Origin of the sequence: Nocardioides sp. Soil774 (genome assembly GCF_001428125.1) — a bacterium.
Classification (GTDB): domain Bacteria; phylum Actinomycetota; class Actinomycetes; order Propionibacteriales; family Nocardioidaceae; genus Nocardioides.
The window spans coordinates 271363-294827 of the sequence record NZ_LMSM01000006.1 but is presented as its reverse complement, the minus strand read 5'-3'; the positions used below and the strand labels follow the sequence as shown (position 1 = coordinate 294827).

Here is a 23465-nt window from a genome sequence, read left to right as displayed (position 1 = left end):
CTGCGTGAACACCCCACGGAGTTCTGCTCCTCCGCTTCGCTCCCCCGAACAACTCCGCGGGGACCCCAAGAGCGCGACGACGACGCGCTACCGGCTGGTGGCACCCGACCGCCAGGTCCTGGTGCCGCAGCTCGACGAGCACCAGCAGCGCGTGGTCGACCACGAGGGCGGCCCGCTGCTCGTGCTGGCCGGGCCGGGGACGGGCAAGACCACGACCCTGGTCGAGGCGATCGTCGATCGTGCCCAAGAGGGTCGCGGGGTCCTCGCGCTCACGTTCTCGCGCAAGGCCGCCGAGCAGATGCGTGACCGGGTGACCGCACGGATGGGGGCCACCACGACGGCGATCACCTGCAGCACGTTCCACTCCTTCGCCTACTCCCTGGTCCGCCGCTACGCACCCACCGAGCTCTACGCCGCCCCGCTGCGGCTGCTGTCAGCCCCCGAGCAGGACGTCGTGCTGAGCGAGCTGCTCACCACCGCGCCGGAGTCGGTCGTGTGGCCCGACGGCCTGCGCGCCGCCGTCGGCACCCGCGGCTTCGCGCGCGAGGTCCAGGACGTCCTCGCCCGGGCCCGCGAGCGAGGTCTCGACCCCGAGGACCTCGCAGAGCTCGGGCGCTCCGCGGGCCTCCCGGTCTTCGAGGCCGCCGGCCTGTTCATGGAGCAGTTCCTCGACGTGATGGCAGCGCAGAGCGCCATCGACTACCCCGACCTCATCGCGCGGGCGGTGATCGAGGCGACCCGCCACCGCGACGAGCTGCGCGCGGAGTTCGCCCACGTCTTCGTCGACGAATACCAGGACACCGACCCCAGCCAGGTCGAGCTCCTGCGCCAGATCTGCGGCGACGGCCGCAACCTCACCGTGGTCGGCGACCCGGACCAGTCCATCTACGGCTTCCGCGGCGCCGACGTGCGCGGCATCCTCGACTTCCCGGCGAGCTTCCCGACCCGCTCGGGCGAGCACGCGCCCGTCGTCGTGCTGCGCCGCACCCGCCGCTTCGGCCCGCGCCTGCTGCTGGCCGCGGGCCGGGTGGCCGGACGGCTGACCCTGAGCGGCAGCATCGGCGCGGAGGCGCGCGAGGCCTTCCTGACCCCCGAGTGCGAGCCGGGCCCGCACGGCCAGGGACGCGTCGAGGTCCTCACCTACGACACCGAGCGCGCCGAGGCCGAGCGCCTCGCCGACCTGCTGCGCCGCGCCCACCTCGAGGACGGCATCGCCTGGGAGCGGATGGCGGTGCTCGTGCGCTCCGGCCGCTCCAGCATCCCGCCCCTGCGCCGCGCGCTCGCCGCGGCGGGGGTCCCCGTCGAGGTCGCCTCCGACGACCTGCCGCTCGTGCACGACCCGGCGGTGCTGCCGCTGCTCGACGCGCTGCGCGCGGTGGTCAACCTCGACAACGACGACCCCGACTCGCCCGACTTCCTCGACCCCGGACGCATCGAGTCGCTGCTGCTGTCGCCGCTCGGCGGTCTCGACGCCTCCGACCTGCGCGCCCTCACCCGTCGACTGCGCACCCGTGAGAAGGACCTGGCCGACCCCGACGCCCGCCGCACGTCACGCGAGCTGCTCCGGCAGGCGGTCGTGACGCCGGGCTTCCTCGACGGGCTCGACGGACCCGATGTCGAGCGCGCCGCCGCGCTGGCCGGGCTGCTGCGCGACGGCTCGCGCATGCTCGCCGAGCGCGTCGGTGTCGAGGACGTGCTCTGGCACCTGTGGTCCGCGACGCCGTGGCCGCAGCGGCTGCGCCGCCAGGTCGACCTCGGGGGAGCGTCGGCGCGGCGTGCGCACCGCGACCTCGACGCGGTCGTGGCGCTCTTCGAGCTCGCCTCCCGGGCCGTCGACCAGCGCGACCACGTCGGTGTCGGGGCGTTCTTCGCCAGCCTCGTCGCCCAGCAGCTGCCGGCCGACACCCTGGCCGAGCGCGGGGTGCGCGGTGCCTCGGTCCGGTTGCTCACCGCCCACCGCTCCAAGGGCCTCGAGTGGGACCTCGTCGTCGTGGCCCACGTGCAGCAGGAGGGCTGGCCCGACCTGCGCCGCCGCGCCACCCTGCTCGGCGCCGACCGGATCGGCGTCGACGACGCCGGCCACCCCGACCTCGTCCCCCCGGTGACCACCCGCGCGCTGCTGATGGAGGAGCGCCGACTGTTCTACGTCGCCTGCACCCGCGCGCGCCGTCGGCTGGTCGTGAGCGCGGTGCGCTCGCCCGACGACGACGGCGAGCAGCCCTCGCGCTTCCTCGAGGAGCTCGGGGTCACGATCGATCACCAGGACGGTCGCCCGCCCCGGCCGCTGTCCCTCGCCGGCCTGGTCGCCGAGCTGCGGCGCACTGCGGCCGACCCGGAGACGTCGCTGCCGCTGCGCGAGGCGGCGGCGCGCCGCCTCGCGGCGCTGGCCGCCGAGGAGGTCGACGGGCGCCCGCTGGTGCCGTCCGCCGACCCCTCGACCTGGTGGGGCACCCGCAGCTCGACCCGCTCGGTCACGCCGATCCGTGACCCCGCACAGCCGGTGCCGATCTCGGCCAGCATGCTGGAGTCGATCCTGCTCTGTCCCGCGCAGTGGTTCTTCGAGCGCGAGGCCGGCGGCGTGTCGGCGGTGCACCAGTCGGCCAACCTCGGCCAGGTGCTGCACGCGCTCGCCGAGCGCGTCGCCCACGGCGAGCTGCCCTGCGAGGTGGAGCCCCTGATGAGCGAGGTCGAGGCCATCTGGGACCGGCTCGCCTTCCGCACCCCCTGGTCGCGCCAGCGCGAGCTCGCGCGCATCCGCAAGGCAGTGGGCCGCTTCGTCCAGTGGCACCTCGCCAACCCGCGCCAGGTCCTCGGCGCGGAGGAGCGCTTCCGCACGGCGATCGAGGTCGAGGGGCGCGAGGTGCTGCTCACCGGCTTCGCCGACCGGCTCGAGGTCGACGACGCGGGGCGTGTCGTCGTGGTCGACTTCAAGAGCGCCCGCGCGGCCCCCACCGGCCCGGCGGTCGCCGGCAACCTCCAGCTCGCCCTCTACCAGTACGCCGTCGACGCCGGCGCCCTCGACGAGCTCGCCGGGCGCTCCGTGGCGTCCGGTGGTGCTGAGCTGGTGCAGCTCGGCATCGACGACGACTCGGCGACGGCCAAGGTGCAGGCCCAGCCCGCCCACCTCGACGACGGGCAGGAGCGCGCCCAGCTCCGTGCCGGCCTGGCGCGGGCCGCCGACCTGGTCCGGGCCGAGACGTTCCCCGCCACCGCCGGGGCGCACTGCCGGGACTGCCCGTTCACCGCCATCTGCCCGGCCAAGGGCGCAGGGAGCGTGACCGTCCAGTGACCGACCAGCAGATCGACCAGCAAGCCGAGCGCGAGCCGGTGCGGCTCGACACCCCGCAGGACCTCCAGGCGCTCATGGGCGCCACGCACGCCGCCAGCGACGAGCAGTGGGCCGCCATCACCGCCCCGCTGCGTCCGACGGTGGTCGTCGCGGGCGCGGGCAGCGGCAAGACCACCCTCATGGCGCAGCGCGTCGTGTGGCTGGTGGCGACCGGCAAGGTGCGGCCCGAGGAGGTGCTCGGCCTCACCTTCACCACCAAGGCCGCCGCCGAGCTGCGCCAGCGCGTCACCGCTGCACTCGGGGCGGCCGGGCTGCTCGACCGCTCCGTCGTCGCCGAGGGGGAGGACGTCCTGGAGCCGACCGTCGCGACCTACCACGCCTACGCCGCCACCCTCCTGACCGACCACGGCCTGCGCATCGGCCACGAGCCCGACACCCGCGTGGTCTCCGACGCCTCGCGCTACCAGCTCGGCGCCCGCGTCATCGAGCGGTTCACCGGCCACATCGAGCTGCTGACCGACCACCCCGCGACCGCCATCCAGAACCTCCTCGCCCTCGACGGCGCGATGAGCGAGCACCTCGTCAGCCCTGACGACGTACGTCGTGCCGACGCCGAGGCGCGGCGCGGGTTCTGCCTCGCGGTCGAGGAGGAACAGGCCGGCAAGGCGCGCAAGACCTACCTCGACCCGCCGGCCAAGGCGGTCAACGCCATCGACCGGCGCGCCGAGCTGCTGCAGCTCGTCGAGGGCTACCGCCGGCTCAAGGCCGACCTCGGACTGATGGACTTCGGCGACCAGATCGCCCTGGCGGCCCGGCTGGTCGACGACCAGCCCGAGGTGGGGGAGCTCGAGCGCGCGCGCTTCAAGGTCGTGCTCCTCGACGAATACCAGGACACCTCCGTCGCGCAGGCCACGATGCTGGCACGGCTCTTCTCCGGACCCGATCCCGAGCACGGCCTGGGCCACCCGGTGATGGCCGTGGGCGACCCCAACCAGGCGATCTACGGCTGGCGAGGCGCCTCGGTCTCCAACATCCTCAACTTCGCCGACACGTTCCCTGCCGCCGACGGCGAGCCGGGGCGGCTGCCGCTGACGGTCAACCGCCGCTCGGACCGCCGCATTCTCGAGGTGGCCAACCGGCTGGCAGAGCCGTTGCTCGCGGCCTACGGCGACAAGGTGGCCCGGCTGCGGGCTGCGGAGATCGCGGGTGACGGGCACGTCGAGGCGCACGTCTTCGAGCGTGCGATCGACGAGCTCGCCTGGCTCACCACCGAGGTCAGCCGTGTGCACGAGTCCGGCACCGCCTGGGCAGAGATCGGCGTCCTCAGCCGTGACAACGCGCAGGCCGAGGAGGTCTACGACGCGCTCACGGGTGCGGGGATCCCGGTCGAGATCGTCGGGTTGTCCGGCCTGGTGCGGCTGCCCGAGGTGGCGGAGGTCGTCGCGACGCTCACGCTGCTCCACGACGTCACCGCCAATTCCTCGATGCTCACGCTGCTCACCGGTCCGCGCTGGGCCATCGGCCCGCGCGACCTGCGCCTGCTGGCGGTGCGCGCCGCCGAGATCGCCGGCGTGCACGGCCGGCGTGAGGCGGCGTCCATCGCCGACCAGCTGCTCCAGATCGCCGACGGCATCGACGCCTCCGAGCTGCCCGCCCTGAGTGACGCCGTCGAGTCGCCGGGCGAGGCGCCCTACAGCCCAGAGGCGCTCGACCGGCTCGGCATGCTCGCAGGTGAGCTGCGCCGGCTGCGCGCGCACGTGGGCGACCCGCTGCTCGACGTCGTACGCCGCATCATCGACACCACGGGGGTCGACGTCGAGCTCGCCTCCGCCACGTCGCCGGCCGCGGCCGCCCGGCGCGACAACCTCGACCTCTTCGTCAAGGCGGTCGCGGAGTTCCAGTCGGTCGACGGCGACGTCACGCTGCCGGCGCTCCTGGCCTACCTCACCGCCGAGGACGACCAGGGCAACGGCCTCGACGTCGCCACGCCCACGGCTGCCGACTCGGTCAAGCTCCTGACCGTGCACCGCGCCAAGGGCCTGGAGTGGTCGTCGGTCTTCTGCGTCGGCGTGGGGGAGACCCGCTTCCCCAGCAACCGCTCACGCACCCTGTGGACCTCCTCGCCCGCCGTGCTGCCCGCGTCGTTGCGGGGCGACCGGGCCGACCAGCCGCAGCTCGCCGGCCACGACAAGGCGGCACTCGAGGCCTACCGCGCGGCCACCAAGGCCCACGACGCGGAGGAGGAGCTCCGGCTGGGCTACGTCGCCTTCACCCGCGCCGCCCACCACCTCGCGGTGACGTCGTACGTCTGGGGCCAGCGCGCCACCGCGTTCGGCCCGTCCGACTACCAGCGCGTGGTCCGCGAGCAGCTCGACGACTGGGCACAGCCGGTCGAGCGGTGGCTGGAGAAGCCCCCGCCGAAGTCGCCCAACCCCAACGACGACATCGACCCCTCACGGCCATGGCCCGTGCCGGGTGTGGGAGAGGAGGCCCGACGCCGGCTCGCGGCGGCCGACCTGGTCCGCTCGATCGACCCCACCGCTGCCGACGAGGGGCTCGACATGGTCGAGGCGGCGCAGGTCGCGGAGTGGGACGACGACCTCGCCCAGCTCCTCGACGAGGCGCGCGCCGAGCGGGCCACGACCGTCGAGCTGCCGTTGCCCAGCAGCCTCTCGGCCACGTCCGTGGCGCGGCTGCGCGACGACCCCGACGCGTTCGCCCGCGAGCTGGCCCGACCCATGCCGCGTCCGCCGGCCCCGGCCGCGCGGTTCGGCACGGCGTTCCACGCCTGGGTCGAGGAGCGCTTCGGGCAGCAGGCGCTCATCGAGCCCGACGAGCTGCCGGGCCGCGCCGACGCAGGCATCGACGACGAGGCCGACCTCGGGGAGGTGGTGAAGCGGTTCGAGGACGGGCCGTTCGGCGATCGCGCCCCGCACGCCGTCGAGGCGCCCTTCGCCCTCGTGCTCGGCACCCAGGTCGTCCGCGGACGCATCGACGCGGTCTACGCCGAGCCGTCGGACTCCGGTGCCGACTTCCTCATCGTCGACTGGAAGACCAGCCGTCACGAGAACGCCGACCCCCTCCAGCTCGCCCTCTACCGGCTGGCCTGGGCCGAGCTCACCGGCACGCCGCTGGAGCGCGTCCGCGCCGCCTTCCACTACGTGCGCTCCGGACGCACCGTCGAGCCCGCCGACCTCCCCGGCCGCGAAGGGCTCGAGCAGCTGCTGTCCCTCTGAGCGGTGCGTGGGGCAGGTTCCGAGGCCGTCGAACCCGCCTCACGCACCGCTCGAGCGGTGATCCCCCCACATTCCGAGCGTCAGGAATGTGGCTGGACCACCGCCCCGAGGCCAGGAGACCTCAGGCGAGCGCGGCGGTCAGCGCGATCTCGACCATCTCGCCGAAGGTCTGCTCGCGTTCCTGCGAGGTGGTCTCCTCGCCGGTGACGATGTGGTCGGAGACGGTGCAGATCGCGAGCGCGCGACGGGCGTGCTTGGCGGCGAGGGTGTAGAGGGCGCTGGCCTCCATCTCGACGGCCAGCACGCCGTACTTGACCATCTCGCCGAGCAGCTCGGGGCGGGCGGGGTAGAAGGAGTCGCTGGAGAAGATCAGCCCGACGTGGAACGGCGAGCCGCCCTCGCGGGCCTCGGCGGCCTCGACCGCGGACCGCAGCAGGCCGAAGTCGGCGACCGGGGCGTAGTCGATGCCGTGGAAGGCGATGCGGTTCATCGAGGAGTCGGTGCACGCGCCGGAGGCGATGATGACGTCGCGCACGGCGACGTCCTCGGTGACGGCGCCGCAGGAGCCGACGCGCACCACCGAGGCGACGTCGTAGTCGGCGAAGAGCTCGTTGACGTAGATCGCCATCGACGGCTGGCCCATGCCCGAGCCCTGCACGGAGACCCGGTGGCCCTGCCACGTGCCGGTGAAGCCGTACATCCCGCGGACCTCGCTGTAGCAGCGCGCGTCGTCGAGGAAGTTCTGCGCGATCCACTTCGCGCGCAGCGGGTCGCCGGGCAGCAGGACGGTGGGTGCGATGTCGCCGGGCTGGGCGCCGATGTGGGTGCTCACGGCGCACAGCCTAGGGGTGCCGAGCCCCCGCTAGCCTGAGGCGGTGAGCCCCGAACGCCTCCTCCCGCACGTCGCCCTGTCCCTCCACGCGCACAACCGGATGGGCCTGCGGCGCACGGACGAGGAGTGGCTGGCCGAGACGATGGCCGACCCGACGACGCGGGTGCTGGTGGTGTCGGGCAACCGGCTGCGGCCCGTCGACGGCGGGATCGAGTGGACCACGCCGGGCGACGCGCCCGACGGCACGCTGGTGCTGCTGGGCGAGGACGGCGCGGGAGCGGTGCACCTCGCGGTCATCGTGTCTCCCGACGACGCGCCGGGGGAGCGTGACGACTGGGTGCCGCTGCGCGACGTGCTGGGCGTGCTGGCCGAGCAGGAGCCGGGACAGGCGCCGCTGCTGATGCACGCGGTCGGGTTGGCGGAGTGGCACCACGCGACCCGGTTCTGCCCGCGCTGCGGCGGCACGCTGGCCAGCCGCGCGGCTGGTCACGAGCTGCGATGCACGCAGTGCGGTCGGGCGCAGTTCCCGCGCACCGACCCCGCGGTGATCATGGCCATCACCCACGGCGAGGGCGACGACGAGGCGATCCTGCTGGGCCGCAACCGGGCCTGGCCCGCGGGCCGCTGGTCGACGCTCGCCGGCTTCTGCGAGCCGGGGGAGACCCTCGAGGACGCCGTACGCCGGGAGGTGGCCGAGGAGGTCGGCGTGCGGGTCGGCGAGGTGAGCTACTTCGGCAGCCAGCCGTGGCCGCTGCCGGCGAGCCTCATGCTGGGCTTCACCGGTCGCGCCACCAGCACCGAGATCGACGTCGACGGTGCCGAGATCGAGGAGGCCCGGTGGTGGACGCGCGCGGACTTCGAGGCCGCCGTGCGCACCGGTGACATCGCGGTGCCCCGCGGCGTCTCGATCTCGTCGTCGCTCATCGAGAGCTGGTTCGGACGCCCGCTCGACGGGCCCGGCTGGGGCTGAGCCGCTCAGTCACACTGGTCGCAGATGCCCGTCGCGGGCAGCGCGATCCAGCAGCGCGGGCACAGCTTGTCGGGACGGTCCGTCGCCGCGACGCGTGGACGCGGCGTGGTGGCGCTGCGCGTGGAGGCGGCGCGCGTGGTGCCGGTGCGGGGGGCGCTGGTCCGTGACCGCGTGCCCGGCACGCGCTCGCTGGGTGGTGAGTCGTCGCGCACCTGGAAGCCGAGTCGCGTCAGCGCCTTGCTCGCCCCGGCGGAGCCGCCGGGGATGTCGGCCGGGGTGAGGGTGCGCCCGGTCGCGAGGCCGTGGGCGATGCCCGCGATGGCCGCGGCGTCGTACTCCTTGCCGTGGTGCATCAGCACGTGGGTCGAGACCCCGCCGCGCACGAGCATGTAGTTGGCCCCGCCTGCTGCGTCCCAGGTGTCCATCGCGGTGAGGACGTGGTCACGGTCGATCGAGTTCAGCAAGGACACGTGGTCAAGGCTAACCCGCGAGGAGGGAGAGCTTCTCCTTGACCTGCGCCACCGACGGGTTGGTCAGCGTGCTGCCGTCGGAGAACAGCAGGGTCGGCACGGTCTGGTTGCCGCCGTTGGCCTGCTCGACGGTGAAGGCGGCGTCGGGCTCCTGCTCGATGTCGACGATCGAGAAGGGGATCCCCTCGCGGTCGAGCTGGCTCTTCAGGCGGTGGCAGTAGCCGCACCAGGGCGTGGTGAACATCGTGAACTGGCTCTCGGACATGCAGGCCACAACCACGCGGGTCGGGCGGGCATTCCCTCCCCGTTCCCGGGTCGTGGCGGTGTCGGCGGAGGCGCATAGGGTGGCGTCGCCGTCCGACCGCACCACCCGTCCGTCCGCCCGACCCGTCCCAGGAGCTGACCGTGCTCGAAGCGCTCGACCCCGAGCAGCGCCAGGTCGCCGAGGCGCTGCGCGGGCCCGTACGAGTGCTGGCGGGCGCCGGGACGGGCAAGACGCGAGCCGTCACCCACCGCATCGCCCACGGGGTCGCGCAGGGGGTCTACGCGCCCACCGAGGTGCTGGCGCTGTCGTTCACGACCCGCGCGGCCGGCGAGATGCGCGAGCGGCTGCGCGCGCTCGGCGCCCCCGGCGTGCAGGCGCGCACGTTCCACTCCGCGGCCCTGCGCCAGCTGCGGTTCTTCTGGCCGCGTGTGCACAACCGCGACCTGCCCGAGCTCACCGAGTCCAAGCTCAGCATGCTCGCGCTGGCTGCCCGCCGGCAGCGGCTCGGGGTCGACCAGGCGACCCTGCGCGACCTGGCGAGCGAGATCGAGTGGGCCAAGGTCTCCAACGTCGGTCCCGACACCTACGCCGCGCTCGCCCGCGCGCGCGGCCGGACGGTCTCCGGCCTCGAGCCCGAGGTCGTGGCCCGCGCCTTCGACGCCTACGAGGAGGTCAAGCGCGGCCAGGGGCGGATGGACATGGAGGACGTGCTGCTCTTCGGCGCAGGTCTGCTGGCCGACAACGAGGCGGTCGCCGCCCAGGTGCGCCGGCAGTACAAGTGGTTCGTCGTCGACGAGTTCCAGGACGTCTCGCCCCTCCAGCACGCCCTGCTCGACCTGTGGCTGGGCGGGCGCGACGAGCTGTGCGTCGTCGGCGACCCGGCGCAGACCATCTACTCCTTCGCCGGTGCCGACGCGCGCTACCTGCGCGAGTTCACCAACGCCTTCCCGGGCGCCACGAGCGTCGAGCTGGTCCGCAACTACCGCTCGACCCCCGAGGTCGTCGCCGCTGCCAACACCCTGCTCGCCGGCACGCCCAGCAAGGGCGTCGACCTGGTGGCGCAGCGGCCCTCCGGCGCCACGATCACCTACCGCGAGGCCACCGACGAGGTGGCCGAGGCCGACGCGGTCGCCGAGCGCGCGGCGGCGTTGCGCGCCCAGGGCACGCGGGCGAGCCGGATGGCGGTCCTGCTGCGCATCAACGCCCAGTCCGAGCGCTTCGAGGAGGCGCTGGCCGCGCGCGGCATCCCCTACGTCGTACGCGGTGCGGCACGGTTCTTCGACCGCGGCGAGGTGCGGCAGGCGATCACGCTGGTCCGCGGCGCCGCACGCAGCGGCGAGGCGTCCGGCCCGGTCCCCGACGCGGTCGTCGCGGTGCTCTCGCAGATGGGCCACTCGACCGAGCCCCCGGAGGGCAGGGGAGAGGTCCGCAACCGCTGGGAGTCGCTGCAGGCGCTGGTCGACCTCGCGGGCGACTTCGGCCGCGAGCGTCCGGACGCGACGCTCGGAGACTTCGTCGACGACCTCGACCGCCGGGCCGGCGAGCAGCACGCACCCGTGGCCGACGCGGTCACGATCGCCACCATCCACTCCGCCAAGGGCCTCGAGTGGGACGCCGTCTTCGTGGCCGGCATGCACGAGAAGATGATGCCGATCAACCAGGCCCAGACGCCGGCGGAGATCGAGGAGGAGCGACGCCTCCTCTACGTCGCGATGACGCGTGCGCGCGACGAGCTCACGGTCTCGTGGGCGAGCGCGCGCGAGCCGGGAGGCCGGGGCAACCGCGGTCCCTCACCCTTCCTGGCCCCTCTCCTCGACGGTGTCGCCGGGGTCTCCGCGCCGCGACGCGAGCGCTCGAAGCGCAACCGGGCCGCGCTGCACTGCCGCGAGTGCGGCCGGGCGCTGTCCACTGCCTCGGAGAAGAAGGTCGGCCGGTGCGCCGACTGCCCGGCGTCCTACGACGAGGCCCTGTTCGAGCGCTTGCGCGAGTGGCGCCTGGCGCGCGCGTCGGCCGACAGCGTCCCGGCGTTCGTGGTCTTCACCGACGCCACCCTGCAGCTCATCGCCGAGCACGCGCCGGCCGACGAGAAGGGCCTGCGGGCCATCAGCGGGGTGGGTCCCGGCAAGCTCACCAAGTACGGCGACGAGGTCCTCGCGCTGGTCTCCGGCACGCGTGCGGAAAAGAATTCTCTGTAATACCCACAAAATGGTTTGCCCCTGACGGAGATCAGGGTCTAGCGTTCCCCTCACAACAACCCCGCGCATGGGATCCCTGACACGGATCCGCGCCCGATGCCCCGAAGGAGGTGGCCCCCATGGAGAACTACACGAAGACGATGACGGCTTGGACGCCGTCCTTCGGCATGTCCACCCTCGGCCGCCCCTGCGCGCACACGCGCGCCTTCGGCGCCGGTGTGGTGGCTGTCCAGGACGCCGCCGCCATCGTTCGCATCAAGGGCGATTTCCCGGGTTCTCCTGCCTGGAGTCCGTCGAGCTAGGTCACACCTCGCATCGGCAGCCTCCAGGCCGCGGAACCCGACACCGGGATCCGCGGCCTTTCTGTTTGTCCAGCACCGAGTCATCAACCCGCGATCAGGTCAACGAGAAGGAGGTGAACACATGACCATCAGCGAACTCGTCCGCGACCGCGCTGCCGACGTCACGATCCAGCTGGAGCCCCAGGCTCCGCTCGGAGCCCTGCACGACGCAGCCGCCGAGGTGGATGAAGAGCTGCTGCCCTGCCGCATCAACGACGCAGAGCTGTGGTTTGCCGAGTCCCCCGCGGACGTCGAGCACGCCAAGGCGCTGTGCACGGACTGTCCCGTCCAGGCGCTCTGTCTCGACGGAGCGCTCGAGCGACGCGAGCCGTGGGGTGTCTGGGGGGGAGAGCTCTTCCTCCAGGGCGTGGTGATCCCGCGCAAGCGGCCGCGAGGCCGGCCCCGCAAGTCCGAGCAGGTCGCAGCCGCGACGCACAAGGACGGGGCCGCCGCGTAGGCGTCACCGCAGCTCCCATCTCCGATCGAGGAAGTACAGGAATTACACACACCATGAAGACCTACCGAAATGGACGCAACGACATGAATCTCATGCATGAAGAACTCGCGCGCGCACAAATGTCCGCGCGCCTGGGAGAGGCGCACGCACTGCGGCGGGGCCACCACCTCGCCATGGCTCGTCGTATGAGCCGCAAGGCCGAGCAGGCCGCGCTGCAGGCACGTCTCGCCCTCGCCCGCGCGATCTGATCCGAGCCCCCTGGGGGACACCTCAGCCCTCGCCCTGATCGCGGGTGAGCCGACACCCACGAGCCGGTACGTCGTCACGGTGACGACGTACCGGCTCGTGGCCATTTCCCCTCCGGTGCCCGCAGCGCGGCGGAGTAGCCTCGTGGCGTGAGCGAGACCGTGACCTGCGCCTTCTGCGGCACGCAGGCGCCGCAGGCCGAGACGCTGACCTGGACGACCGCGGTCGAGCGGGGACGGAGGGTGTCCTACTGCGACTCCTGCTCGCGCACGCACCTGCGGGCCATGGAGGGCAAGCTCGACAGCGAGTGGTGGTGAGGGACGCGGCTCAGGCCGTGTCGAACCAGTCGCACCCGCAATAGGGGTGGCGCTGCCAGCGCCGCGCGCTCGGCACCGGCTCGTGGTCGAAGCGCCACGAGGTGAGCCAGGTGTGCGGCAGCTCACCGCGCGCCCACCTGCCGAGGTCGCGCGCCGCGGCGCCCGAGGCCAGCGACAGCAGCGCCCGGGGCACCTCGGGCAGGCGGGACGGGTCGCCCTCGTCGAGCACCTCGGCGGCGACGCAGCGCGCGCACGGGCCGAGGCCCGGCGCGGCCCACGGCCCCACCTCGACGGCGTACGACGTGACGGCGACGAGCAGGTGCGGGAGCGAGGCCACGGTCCAGTCGTCGACCGTGGCCGACACCGTGCGGCCCGGCGCGATGCTGACTCCCACCGCGGCATCGCCGGTCACGACCACGCCGGCGGCGGCGAGGGCGGCGGTGGCAGGGTCGCGCCACTGCGAGGGGCAGGAGAGCTGGACGCGGAGGGAGCCGGCGCCGGGACGCGGGGACGGATGCACGTGCCCACGCTGGCACTCCGTGGCCGTCGTCGGGCCGTCGTCCACAGCCTCGTCGCCGGGTGCGGATGAAATGCGCAGCGGCGGCGACACCCGGAGGTGTCGCCGCCGCTGTCAGCTCAAGGGGTGAGGATCACGCCTTGCCGAGGATGCGGTTCAGGTTGGTGCCGCAGACCGGGCAGACGCCCTTGGCCATCTTGGTGCCCTTGTCGTTGACCTTGATCTCGCCCTCCGCCTCGCGCTTCTCCTTGCACTTGACGCAGTAGAACTCACCACTCCAGGTCTCCGCCATGACGGCCTCCTTGCTCGTTACTTCGTGGTCGTCGCGACGGGGTTGCTGTGGGGAAGCCCGCCGGGGAGCCCGGCGGTCGCCAGGGCTCCGCAGGCGACCCTACGCCACGCGTGGCCCACGCTCACGCACCACACGCGCTGAGCGTGAAACCGCCGATCCGGACGTCGGTCGCGATCGGTAGGGTCGAGCCATGCCTGAGCACCCCTCACACGACCCGTCCGAGCTGCCCCACCTGCGTCTCGAGCGCCCGTCGGAGGGGGTCGTGCTGCTCACGCTCGACAACCCGGCGATGCGCAACGCGATGAGCGACGAGATGACCTCGTCGTGGGTCGAGGCGATCGACCGGATCGCCGCCGACTCCTCGGTGCGCGCAGTGGTCGTGACGGGCGAGGGCAGCGCCTTCTGCTCGGGCGGCAACACGTCGTGGATCGCGAGCGAGCCCGACGCGAGCGTCGACCACCTCCGCTCGCGGATGATGCCGTTCTACCGCGCGTGGCTCTCGGTGCGCCGCCTCGAGGTGCCGACCATCGCCGCCGTCAACGGCCCCGCCATCGGCGCGGGCCTGTGCTTGGCCCTGGCCTGCGACATCCGCTACGCCGCCTCCGGCGCCCGGCTCGGCATGCCGTTCAACAAGCTCGGCATGCACGCCGGGATGGCCGGCACGTGGCTGCTGCCCGAGGTGGTCGGCCTCGCCCACGCCCGCGACCTGCTCCTCACCGGCCGCGTCGTGGACGCCGACGAGGCGCTGCGACTCGGCATGGTGTCGCGCGTGATCGAGCCCGACGCCTTCCTCGACGAGGTGATGGCCACCGCCGCCGGCATCGCGGCGACCGCCCCCATCGCGGCCCGGCTCACCAAGATCGCCCTCGCCGACGGCGGGCACGCCGACTTCGAGTCCGCCCTGCAGTGGGAGGCGCTCGCCCAGCCGGTCACGCTGGCGACGGCCGACCTGCAGGAGGGCATCGCCGCGGCCCGCGACAAGCGCCCGGCCCGGTTCCAGGGGCGCTGAGGAGACCGCGGTGAGCCTGCAGGGGGACGACGTACGCGGACCGGTGGCCACGCTGCGCCGGATCGCGTTCCTCATGGAGCGCCAGCGTGAGGAGACCCGCCGCATCGAGGCGTTCCGCAACGCCGCGCGCACGATCCTCCCGCTGGGCGAGGACGACGTACGCCGTCGCGCCTCCGCGGGCACGCTCACCGAGCTGCCGGGCATCGGGCCGAGCACGGCCGCGGTGATCACCGACGCCTGCAACGGGGTGGTGCCCGAGCGGCTGGTGGCGCTGGAGCGCACGGCGGGGCCGCTCGCCCGGGGCGGCGAGGAGGTCCGCGCCCTCCTGCGCGGCGACCTGCACTCGCACTCCGACTGGTCCGACGGCGGCTCACCGCTGGAGGAGATGGCGATGACGGCCATCGAGCTGGGCCACGACTACCTCGTGCTGACCGACCACAGCCCGCGGCTGCGGGTCGCCAACGGGCTGAGCGCCGAGCGGCTGGCGCGCCAGCTGGGCGTGGTCGACGCCGTCAACGAGCACCTCGGCGGCTCCTTCACCCTGCTCAAGGGCATCGAGGTCGACATCCTCGACGACGGCTCGCTCGACCAGACCCCGGAGATGCTCCGGCGCCTCGACGTGCGGGTGGCGTCGGTGCACTCCAAGCTGAAGATGGAGGCCCCGGCGATGACGCGGCGCATGGTCGGCGCGGTGCGCGACCCGCACACCAACGTGCTCGGCCACTGCACCGGCCGGCTGGTCACGGGTGGTCGCGGCACCCGCGCGCAGAGCCAGTTCGACGCCGAGGCCGTCTTCACCGCGTGCGTCGAGGAAGGCGTGGCGGTCGAGATCAACTCACGGCCCGAGCGCCGCGACCCGCCCACGCGCCTGCTCGAGCTCGCCCGGGACCTCGGCTGCCTGTTCTCCATCGACTCCGACGCGCACGCGCCCGGCCAGCTCGACATGCTCGACTTCGGCGCCGCCAGGGCGGCGGAGGCCGGCATCGACCCCGACCGGATCGTCAACACCTGGGAGCGCGACCGGCTCCTGGAGTGGGCCGCCGCGCGCCTGTGAGCTGCGCGTGGCACTGCTCCTGTGTGGGTGCCGGCGGCTAGGTTCGACCCATGAGCACGTCGCCCAGCACCCCCGAGGTGGAGGTGCGTCGCTCGCGCCGGCGACGACGTACGGTCTCGGCCTACCGCGACGGCGAGCGCATCGTGGTGCTGATCCCGGCCACGATGAGCAAGCGCGACGAGGACACCTGGGTGGCCGACATGGTCGCCCGGATCCAGCGCCAGGAGCGGCGCAAGCTGCGCTCCGACGACGACCTGGTCGCACGGGCGACCAAGCTCAGCGACCACTACTTCGGTGGGCTCGCGGTGCCGGCGTCGGTGCGCTGGGTGACCAACCAGAACGCGCGCTGGGGCTCGTGCACCCCCAGCGACCGCACGATCCGCCTCAGCGACCGGCTCCAGCACATGCCCGGCTGGGTCGTCGACTACGTCCTGGTGCACGAGCTCGCCCACCTGCTGGAGGCCGGTCACACGCCGCAGTTCTGGGCGTGGGTCGACCGCTACCCGCGCGCCGAGAAGGCCAAGGGCTACCTCGAGGGCTACTCCGCGGCTGCCCGCCTCGAACCCCCGCCCGGGGTGGACGAGGCCTGAGGTCCGCGGTGCCTCAGCCCCGCACGCGGGCGACGGCGGCGTCGACGAGGACGTACATGTCGTCGAAGGTGTCCGGCAGGTCGTCGACGCGCCACCAGCGCACGTCGAGCGACTCCTCGCTCGTGGCGTGCGAGCCGTCGGGCTCGGCGACGGCGACGAACCGTACGTCGAGGTGGTGGACGGTGCCGCGGTCGGAGCAGAACTCGACCGCGTGGGCGTCGAGCGACAGCGGCTCGGGGTCGAGCTCGAAGGCGGACAGCCCGGACTCCTCGACCAGCTCGCGCCGCGCGCCGTCGACAAGCGAGGCGTCGCCCGGCTCCAGGTGACCACCGAACGCCAGCCACGCGTCGGCCTTGCGGTGGTGGTTGAGCAGGACGGCGTCGGCTCGCGGCGAGACGACGATCGCGCCTGCGGTCAGGTGGTCGGGGAAGCACGCCTTGGCGAGGCCGTCGGGGTGGGCAGCGAGGTGGGTGAGGAAGCGGTCGCGCAGCGCCGCCTGCTCCGGCGACCGCGGCGTCCAGCCCGCCAGCACCGACGTGGCGCTGGCGTGGAGGTCAGGGGTCACTCGTCGCCGCCGTCGAGCAGGTCGCGCAGGCCGGCGTCCCACTCGTCCTCGGTCAGCTCCTCGGGCGCGACGGAGTCCTCGCGGAAGCCCAGCGGGTCGTCGAGGTCATCGGCGGTGGGCAGCAGGTGCGGCGACATCCACACCCCGTCGCGCGCCTCCGCGCCCTGCCGCGTGCGCAGCGAGCCCCACAGCGTGGAGGCGTCACGCAGCCGGCGCGGGCGCAGCTCGAGGCCGACGAGCGTGGCGAAGGTCTGCTCGGCAGGCCCGCCCGCGGCGCGGCGACGGCGTACGGTCTCCTGCAGCTTGGCCGCGGCCGGCATCCGCTCGGCGGTGGCCTGCCCGACGACCTCGTCGACCCAGCCCTCCACGAGCGCGAGGGTGACCTCGAGCTTCTGCAGCGCGGCCTTCTGCGCCGGCGACGGCTCGGGGTCGAACAGGCCCCCGGCCATCGCGTCCTGCATCGCAGCAGGGTTGGCCAGGTCGACCTCGCGCAGCTTCTCCTCCATGCCGGAGGTGTCGAAGTCCATGCCCGCGCCGTATTCAGCGACCGCGCCGATCAGGTGGTCGCGCAGCCACGGGACGCCGGCGAAGAGCCGCTGGTGGGCGGCCTCGCGCAGCGCGAGGTAGAGCAGGACGTCGTCGTCGGTGACGTCGGGGAGCTCGGCGGCGAAGGCCGAGACGTTGGTGGGCAGCAAGGCCGCCTTGCCGATGGGGCCCAGCGGCAGGCCGATGTCGGAGGCGCTCAGCACGTCGCCGGCGAGCGCGCCGAGGCCGCTGCCGACCTGGGAGGCGACCATCGCGCCGCTCGCCTTGCCGAGCATGGCCATGAGCGGACCGGCGAGCTGCTTCATCTCCTCGGGCATCGCCTGGCCGAGCGCGGCGGTGGCGGAGCCGGCGATCGGCTCCACGAGCACCTTCCACACGTCGAGGGTCTCCACGATCCACTCCGCGCGCGACCACGCAGCGGTGGTGGTGACGCCGGACGGGAACTCGGTGGTGGTGTCGAGCCAGTGGTCGGCGAGGCGTACGGCGTCGGCGACGGCCGCGGCCTGCGCCGGGGTCACGCTGGGGTCGGGCTCCTGCGCGGCGGCACGGCGGGCCAGGTCGAGGACGCTGTCCCAGTTGACCGGGCCGTCGTGCGGGGCGAACAGCGACTGCATCTGCGCCATCAGCGCGTTGAGGTCGGGCATCGCGCCGCCGGCGCCGAAGCCGCCCATCTGGGAGAAGATCTGCTCGAAGGGCGTGCCCTTGAACGGGTTGGCGTCGTCGGGGCCCTGACCGGAACCGGGGCCGCCGGGGGTGTCACTCATGACACCCACGTTACCCATCCTCCCCAGCCCGCGCGCCCCCGCCGACACCCGCCGGCAGGACCGCCGCTCGCCTAGACTCCGAGGCGTGACCGACCCCGTGCGCCTCGTCGACATCCGCGACACCCCGCTCGACGTGGGGGAGGTCCTCGACGCCCTCGGCGACGACGGAGCCGGTGGCCTCACCCTGTTCGTCGGCCAGGTGCGCGACCACGACGGCGGCAAGGGCGTCACTGCCCTCGACTACTCCGCCCACCCCACCGCGCTGGCCCGGCTGGAGGACGTGTGCCGTCGGGTGGCGGGGGCGCACGACGTGCGCGGCGTGGCAGCGGTGCACCGCGTCGGCCAGCTGCGCATCGGGGACCTTGCTGTCGTGGTGGCCACCACCGCGGCCCACCGCGGCGACGCGTTCGCGGCCTCGCGCGACCTCATCGACACCCTCAAGGCCGAGGTGCCGATCTGGAAGCACCAGGTCTTCGACGACCAGAGCGAGGAGTGGGTCGGCACGCCGTAGCGCCTGCCCGCCCGCCCCCTCGCCGACGCCTAGGCTCCAGGCGTGGAGATCCTGCTGTGGCTCGTGCCGTCCGTCCTGGTGACGCTCGCGGCGATGCTGTGGGTGTCGTGGTCCAGCCGCGACGGGCGCGGCGAGGTCGACCGCGACGTCGCCGTCGAGCGGCTCGGCAAGGCCCTGGCCAAGGACCTGCCTGCCGGCACCCGGCGTACGGCGACGCCGGCACGCGACCGCAGCACCGGCATCGCCGTACGACCCAGCCACGGGTCCGGCCCGGCGGGCGGCTCCGGTCGCCGCGCGTCGTAGTCGTCGACTGGTGCCCGGCCAGTTGCGGCCGTTTGAGAGAGTTGCGCCATGACTCAGCGGACCAGGGCGGGGCTGCTCGCGCTGTGCCTGCTGGCGGTGCTGTGGGGGACCGCGATCTTCGTGCCGCTGCCCTACATCACCTACTACCCCGGCCCGACCGTCGACATCCTCGCCACCAACGACGGTGAGGAGACCGTGCAGGTCAGCGGGCACAAGGCCTACTACGACGACGGCGAGCTGCGGATGACGACCGTCTACGTCAGCACCCCACAGGAGCACGTCACCCTCCCCGACCTGCTGCGCGCCTACTTCGACCCCGACGCCGCGGTGTGGCCGCGGTCGTCGGTCTACGCCCCCGACGAGACCGACGCGTCCAACGACCGCGAGTCCGCGGTCGCGATGGTGTCGTCGCAGGACACCGCGGTCGCCGCCGCGCTTACCGAGCTCGGCGAGAAGGTCGACCCGATCGTGGAGGTCCTCGACGTCACTCCCGGCCTGCCGGCCGAGGGCAAGCTCAAGGTGCGCGACGTGCTGCTCGAGGTCGACGGCACCAAGGTCACCCAGGCGCAGGACGTCGTCGACGCGGTCGACCGGGCCCGTGCCGGCCAGCCGATCCGCTTCGTCGTACGCCGTGGCGACGAGCAGGTCACCACCGACATCACGCCGAAGAAGGTGGGCGAGGACCTGCGGGTCGGCATCACCCCTGGCGTGGGCTTCGACTTCCCCTACCGCGTCAGCGTCGACATCGCCGACAACATCGGTGGACCCAGCGCCGGGCTGATGATGTCGCTGGCGATCTACGACACCCTGACCCCGGGGTCGGTCACGGACGGCTTCGACATCGCCGGCACCGGGACGATCACCCCGGACGGCAAGGTCGGTCCCATCGGCGGCATCCAGCAGAAGATCGCCGCGGCCCGCGACGCAGGCGCCGACCTGTTCCTCGTCCCGGCCGACAACTGCGACGGCATCGGGGGAGTCGACCCCGGTGACATGCGGCTGGCGAAGGCCACCACGATGCACAGCGCCGTCGAGACCCTGTCGACGTGGGTCGACGACCCCAACGCCCCGCTCCCGAGCTGCGAGGACACCGCCTCATGACCACCCCGTCAGACCTTCCCTCCGACGTGCCGGACGGCGGTGCCGCGCAGGCGCCGGCGCTCCCGGAGGACCCGGCGCTCGCGACGGCCGTGCTGGAGATCGAGGCGCACGTGGCCCAGTCGGGCTGGGACCAGCCGGCGCGGCTCTACGCGCTGGTCGACACCGCCGAGCTCGTCGCCCAGGAGCCCGCGCTCGCGGCCGCGATGGAGATCGACGGGCCGGCCGACGACGGCTCCCTCACCCCGATCGAGCAGGACGGCCTGCCGGCGGGCCAGTCGCTCGAGGAGGCCCTGCAGACCATCGCGTGGCCGCCGAGCGTCGACGGCTGTGCGGCCGTCATCGAGCGGCTGGTGCTGCCGCCCGGCGTCGACGACGACATCCCCGACGACCCCACCGCCGCCGAGCTGTTCGCCCGCGAGCACCCCGATCGCCAGGAGGTGCGGATGGTGGCCGGCGTGACCCGCGCCGGCGCGTCGTACTGTGCCCTGCGGCTGCGCGCCCACGACGACGAGCAGTCGGTCGTCGACGGCACCGGGCTCGTGCCGGGCCTGCTCGACCTCCTCCACGCGACCCTCCACGACTCACCCGAGCAGGGGCAGGCATGAGCAATCCCTTCGACCGACCCAGCGGCCCGAGCGGTCCCGGCGGACCCCAGCGTCCGGGCGGACCCGGTGCGACGCGACCCCGGCCCGCCTCGCGCCGGCCCGGCGCCCTGGTCATCACGGTCATCGTGCTGATCGTCGCCTTCATGCTGCTCAGCGGCTTCGCGTCGTTCTGGACCGAGCGCCTGTGGTTCCGCTCGCTCAAGCAGGGCGACGTCTTCACCACCCTGCTCCTGACCCGGGTCGGGCTGTTCTTCGTCTTCGCGGGACTGATGGCCGCCACCGTCGGCCTGTCCATGGCGATGGCCTACCGCTTCCGCCCGGTGCTGTGGCCGGGGATGCCCGGGACGCCCGACGACGGGATGGACCGCTACCGCGACTTGCTGTCGCCGCGCATGGGCTGGGTGATCGGCGGGGCGGCGACCGTGATGGGCCTGTTCGCGGGCGCCTCCGCGACAGGGCAGTGGCGCAGCTACTCGCTGTGGCGCCACAGCCAGCCCTTCGGCACCACCGACCCCTACTTCAAGAAGGACGTCGGCTTCTACGTCTTCGAGCTGCCCTTCTGGCACTACGTCGTCGACTACGTCATGGCGCTGGCCGTGGTCGGGCTGATGGCCTCGATCCTGGTCAACTACCTCTTCGGCGGCATCCGCTTCTCGGCCCGCCCGGGGGAGCGGCTCACCAGCGCCGCGCAGATCCAGGTCTCGGCACTCCTGGCGATGTTCGTGCTCGCCAAGGCCGTCGACTACTGGCTCGACCGCTTCGACCTGGTCACCCACTCGGGGTCGATCTTCACCGGCATGGGCTACACCGACGACAAGGCCGTGCTGCCCGCCAAGGAGATCCTGGCCGGCATCGCGGTGGTCTGCGCGATCCTCTTCCTCGCCAACATCTGGCGGCGCACGTGGCTCCTGCCCTCGGTGGGCGTGGCGCTCTTCGCGCTCTCCGCGATCATCCTCGGCCTGATCGTGCCCACCGTCGTCCAGGCGATCCGGGTCAACCCCAACGTCCCCGACCGTGAGGGCCCCTACATCCAGGCCAACATCGACGCCACGCGCAAGGCGTACGGCCTCGACCAGGTCGAGACGACCTCGGTCGACGACACGCCGGTCAGTGGCGGCGGCAAGCTCGCCGAGCTCGACGAGGTGACCTCCAGCGTCCCGCTCGTCGACCCGAAGATCGTCAGCGAGGTCTTCGAGCAGCAGCAGCAGGTGCGCGCCTACTACTCGGTCAGCGACGTGCTCGACGTCGACCGCTACGAGATCGACGGCACCGACCGCGCGGTCGTGCTGGGCGTGCGCGAGCTCGACCAGCAGGGCATCGACGCCGGCGACCGCAACTGGAACAACCTGCACACCGTCTACACCCACGGTGACGGCGTCATCGCCGCCTACGCCAACCAGCGGCCCCAGGACGACTCCAGCCAGTCGTCCAACATCCAGTGGGCCGAGGGTCAGGAGGCCGGCCAGGACGACCTCACCGCCCTGTCGGCCGACGGTGTCGAGACCCGCGTCTACTTCGGCGAGACCAGCCCCGACTACAGCGTCGTCGGCAAGCCCGCCGACGGCCGCGACGTCGAGCTGGTGCTGCCCTCGGACGAGGACGCGGAGACCCCGGAGACGACGTACGGCGGCAAGGGCGGTGTGCCGGTCGGGAGCCTGTTCCACAAGCTGCTCTACGCGGTGAAGTTCAGCGAGCCCAACTTCCTGCTCGCCGGTCGCGTCAACAAGAACTCCAAGGTGCTCTACGACCGCAACCCGCGCTCGATGGTCGAGAAGGTCGCACCGTGGCTCACCGTCGACTCCGACCCCTATCCCGTGGTGGTCGACGGCCGCATCCAGTGGGTGCTCGACGGCTACACCGTCACCGACAAGTACCCGCTCTCGCAGCGTGAGTCGTTCGACACGATGACGCTCGACTCGCTGCAGCAGAACGACGGCTTCCAGACGCTGCCGACCGACGAGGTGAACTACCTGCGCAACTCGGTGAAGGCCACGGTCGACGCCTACGACGGCACGGTGACGCTCTACGCCTGGGACGAAGAGGACCCGATCCTGAAGGCCTGGAGCGAGGTGTTCCCCGACCTGATCCAGAGCCGCGACCAGATCCCCGACGCGCTCATGTCGCACCTGCGCTACCCCGAGGACCTGTTCAAGGCCCAGCGCTACCAGTTCCAGCGCTACCACGAGACCTCGGCCAAGGACTGGTTCGAGGGCTCCACCCGCTGGGTCGTGCCGAAGGATCCGACCGTCAAGGACTCAACCCGGCTGCAGCCGCCCTACCGCTTCTTCATCGACGAGGACGGCAAGCAGACCTGGTCGCTGACCTCGGTCTACGTCCCGCGCGAGCGCGAGACCTTGGTGGCCTACATGAGCGTCAACAGCGACGCCACCGACGAGGACAACTACGGCAAGATCTCGGTGCGCGAGCTGCCCAACGGGCGCACCGACGGCCCCGTCCAGATCGCCGCCGCGCTCAGCACCGACGAGACGGTGCGCCAGCAGCTGCTCAGCTTCACCAACGGTGACGCCGAGCCGATCTTCGGCAACCTGCTCACGCTGCCGATCGACAACTCGTTCATGTACGTCCAGCCGCTCTACACGCGGCGCGACAGCGAGTCGGCCTTCCCGGTGCTGAGCTTCGTGCTGGTGTCCTACCAGGGCCGCGTCGGCATCGGCGAGACCCTGGAGGAGGCCATCGCGGACTCGCGCAACGGCGCGGTGTCCACGCCGCAGACGCCGACGGGCACGCCGACGCCCAGCCCCACCGAGACCCCGTCGACCTCGCCGAGCGAGTCGCCGTCGGCCTCGCCGAGCACGCCGGCACCTGCCGGCACGCAGGCGCAGATCCGTGACCTGCTGCGACAGGCCGAGGCCAAGTTCGCCCAGGCCGACGCGGCCCAGGCGGCGGGCAACACGGTGAAGTGGGCGCGGCTGATGGAGGAGGGACGGGCCCTCATCGAGCAGGCCGTACGCCTCGCCGGCTGAGGCCGG

23 protein-coding genes are annotated in these 23465 nt (G+C 72.9%); 16 read left to right on the top strand and 7 right to left on the bottom strand.

Annotation, left to right across the window (positions count from 1 at the left end; all coding sequences use genetic code 11):
- Nucleotides 1–97 precede the first annotated feature (97 nt).
- Nucleotides 98–3289 (top strand): ATP-dependent helicase, encoded by a 3192-nt coding sequence (locus tag ASG76_RS07035; RefSeq protein WP_056601759.1) that lies wholly within the window; start codon nucleotides 98–100, stop codon nucleotides 3287–3289.
- On the top strand, nucleotides 3286–6525 hold the full coding sequence (locus ASG76_RS07030; RefSeq protein ID WP_235529441.1) for a UvrD-helicase domain-containing protein: 3240 nt from the start codon (nucleotides 3286–3288) through the stop codon (nucleotides 6523–6525). Before ASG76_RS07035 ends, ASG76_RS07030 begins: the two co-directional genes overlap by 4 nt.
- A gap of 121 nt (nucleotides 6526–6646) precedes the next feature.
- Here the strand turns inward: ASG76_RS07030 and deoD are convergent, their stop codons facing one another.
- Complete coding sequence (gene deoD, locus ASG76_RS07025; RefSeq protein ID WP_056601757.1) at nucleotides 6647–7357, bottom strand: purine-nucleoside phosphorylase; 711 nt, start codon at nucleotides 7355–7357, stop codon at nucleotides 6647–6649.
- Between the two features lie 43 nt (nucleotides 7358–7400).
- Between deoD and nudC the strand changes: the two genes are divergently transcribed.
- Nucleotides 7401–8327: an NAD(+) diphosphatase gene (gene nudC, locus ASG76_RS07020; protein ID WP_235529440.1), complete on the top strand. Its 927-nt coding sequence runs from the start codon at nucleotides 7401–7403 to the stop codon at nucleotides 8325–8327.
- A gap of 5 nt (nucleotides 8328–8332) precedes the next feature.
- Here nudC and ASG76_RS07015 read toward each other — a convergent pair whose 3' ends face one another.
- Together ASG76_RS07015 and ASG76_RS07010 are read right to left on the bottom strand one after the other, a co-directional pair.
- Nucleotides 8333–8797 carry a hypothetical protein gene (locus ASG76_RS07015; RefSeq protein WP_056601754.1) on the bottom strand — a complete coding sequence of 155 codons (465 nt, stop codon included), beginning with the start codon at nucleotides 8795–8797 and terminating at the stop codon, nucleotides 8333–8335.
- A gap of 10 nt (nucleotides 8798–8807) precedes the next feature.
- Nucleotides 8808–9062, bottom strand: coding sequence for a mycoredoxin (locus ASG76_RS07010; protein ID WP_056601752.1), 255 nt, complete (start codon nucleotides 9060–9062; stop codon nucleotides 8808–8810).
- Nucleotides 9063–9202: 140 nt separating this feature from the next.
- Between ASG76_RS07010 and ASG76_RS07005 the strand changes: the two genes are divergently transcribed.
- From ASG76_RS07005 to ASG76_RS19060, 5 genes are all read left to right on the top strand, one after another.
- Nucleotides 9203–11257 (top strand): ATP-dependent DNA helicase UvrD2, encoded by a 2055-nt coding sequence (locus ASG76_RS07005; RefSeq protein ID WP_321164078.1) that lies wholly within the window; start codon nucleotides 9203–9205, stop codon nucleotides 11255–11257.
- A gap of 119 nt (nucleotides 11258–11376) precedes the next feature.
- On the top strand, nucleotides 11377–11559 hold the full coding sequence (locus tag ASG76_RS07000; RefSeq protein ID WP_056601747.1) for a hypothetical protein: 183 nt from the start codon (nucleotides 11377–11379) through the stop codon (nucleotides 11557–11559).
- Between the two features lie 121 nt (nucleotides 11560–11680).
- Complete coding sequence (locus ASG76_RS06995) at nucleotides 11681–12055, top strand: WhiB family transcriptional regulator (protein ID WP_056601746.1); 375 nt, start codon at nucleotides 11681–11683, stop codon at nucleotides 12053–12055.
- A gap of 53 nt (nucleotides 12056–12108) precedes the next feature.
- Nucleotides 12109–12303, top strand: a complete 195-nt coding sequence (locus ASG76_RS06990) for a hypothetical protein (protein WP_056601744.1) — start codon at nucleotides 12109–12111, stop codon at nucleotides 12301–12303.
- Nucleotides 12304–12450: 147 nt separating this feature from the next.
- The gene (locus ASG76_RS19060; RefSeq protein ID WP_157559006.1) at nucleotides 12451–12618 is read left to right on the top strand and encodes a hypothetical protein; all 168 of its coding nucleotides are present in this window, start codon (nucleotides 12451–12453) and stop codon (nucleotides 12616–12618) included.
- Nucleotides 12619–12628: 10 nt separating this feature from the next.
- Here the strand turns inward: ASG76_RS19060 and ASG76_RS06985 are convergent, their stop codons facing one another.
- Both ASG76_RS06985 and ASG76_RS19385 read right to left on the bottom strand, forming a co-directional pair.
- Nucleotides 12629–13138 (bottom strand): hypothetical protein, encoded by a 510-nt coding sequence (locus ASG76_RS06985; RefSeq protein WP_157559005.1) that lies wholly within the window; start codon nucleotides 13136–13138, stop codon nucleotides 12629–12631.
- Nucleotides 13139–13268: 130 nt separating this feature from the next.
- The gene (locus ASG76_RS19385) at nucleotides 13269–13427 is read right to left on the bottom strand and encodes a DUF5679 domain-containing protein (RefSeq protein WP_090969683.1); all 159 of its coding nucleotides are present in this window, start codon (nucleotides 13425–13427) and stop codon (nucleotides 13269–13271) included.
- Between the two features lie 190 nt (nucleotides 13428–13617).
- Here ASG76_RS19385 and ASG76_RS06980 point away from each other — a divergent pair, with 190 nt between their 5' ends.
- From ASG76_RS06980 to ASG76_RS06970, 3 genes are read left to right on the top strand one after another with little or no spacing between them, the layout of a single operon-like run.
- Entirely contained in the window at nucleotides 13618–14436 is an 819-nt protein-coding gene (locus ASG76_RS06980; protein WP_056601740.1) for an enoyl-CoA hydratase/isomerase family protein, read from the top strand.
- A 10-nt stretch (nucleotides 14437–14446) separates the two neighbouring features.
- Complete coding sequence (locus ASG76_RS06975; protein ID WP_056601738.1) at nucleotides 14447–15490, top strand: PHP domain-containing protein; 1044 nt, start codon at nucleotides 14447–14449, stop codon at nucleotides 15488–15490.
- A gap of 50 nt (nucleotides 15491–15540) precedes the next feature.
- Entirely contained in the window at nucleotides 15541–16080 is a 540-nt protein-coding gene (locus ASG76_RS06970; RefSeq protein ID WP_056601737.1) for a M48 family metallopeptidase, read from the top strand.
- A gap of 13 nt (nucleotides 16081–16093) precedes the next feature.
- On the opposite strand, the gene ASG76_RS06965 is transcribed toward ASG76_RS06970, so the two are convergent.
- Nucleotides 16094–16645, bottom strand: coding sequence for an NUDIX hydrolase (locus ASG76_RS06965; RefSeq protein WP_056601730.1), 552 nt, complete (start codon nucleotides 16643–16645; stop codon nucleotides 16094–16096).
- Nucleotides 16642–17955 carry a zinc-dependent metalloprotease gene (locus tag ASG76_RS06960; protein WP_056601727.1) on the bottom strand — a complete coding sequence of 438 codons (1314 nt, stop codon included), beginning with the start codon at nucleotides 17953–17955 and terminating at the stop codon, nucleotides 16642–16644. The genes ASG76_RS06965 and ASG76_RS06960 overlap by 4 nt, the downstream gene beginning before the upstream one ends.
- Before the next feature lie 85 nt (nucleotides 17956–18040).
- On the opposite strand from ASG76_RS06960, the gene ASG76_RS06955 reads away from it, so the two are divergent.
- Genes ASG76_RS06955 through ASG76_RS06935 form a run of 5 tightly spaced genes read left to right on the top strand, consistent with a single transcriptional unit; the run spans nucleotide 18041 to nucleotide 23459 of the window.
- Nucleotides 18041–18466, top strand: coding sequence for a molybdenum cofactor biosynthesis protein MoaE (locus tag ASG76_RS06955; RefSeq protein ID WP_056601724.1), 426 nt, complete (start codon nucleotides 18041–18043; stop codon nucleotides 18464–18466).
- Between the two features lie 42 nt (nucleotides 18467–18508).
- Entirely contained in the window at nucleotides 18509–18769 is a 261-nt protein-coding gene (locus tag ASG76_RS06950; RefSeq protein ID WP_235529439.1) for a hypothetical protein, read from the top strand.
- Between the two features lie 48 nt (nucleotides 18770–18817).
- Nucleotides 18818–19870 carry a PDZ domain-containing protein gene (locus ASG76_RS06945; protein WP_056601722.1) on the top strand — a complete coding sequence of 351 codons (1053 nt, stop codon included), beginning with the start codon at nucleotides 18818–18820 and terminating at the stop codon, nucleotides 19868–19870.
- Nucleotides 19867–20475 carry a PPA1309 family protein gene (locus ASG76_RS06940; RefSeq protein WP_056601719.1) on the top strand — a complete coding sequence of 203 codons (609 nt, stop codon included), beginning with the start codon at nucleotides 19867–19869 and terminating at the stop codon, nucleotides 20473–20475. The genes ASG76_RS06945 and ASG76_RS06940 overlap by 4 nt, the downstream gene beginning before the upstream one ends.
- Nucleotides 20472–23459 carry a UPF0182 family protein gene (locus ASG76_RS06935; protein ID WP_082587329.1) on the top strand — a complete coding sequence of 996 codons (2988 nt, stop codon included), beginning with the start codon at nucleotides 20472–20474 and terminating at the stop codon, nucleotides 23457–23459. Before ASG76_RS06940 ends, ASG76_RS06935 begins: the two co-directional genes overlap by 4 nt.
- Nucleotides 23460–23465 lie beyond the last annotated feature (6 nt).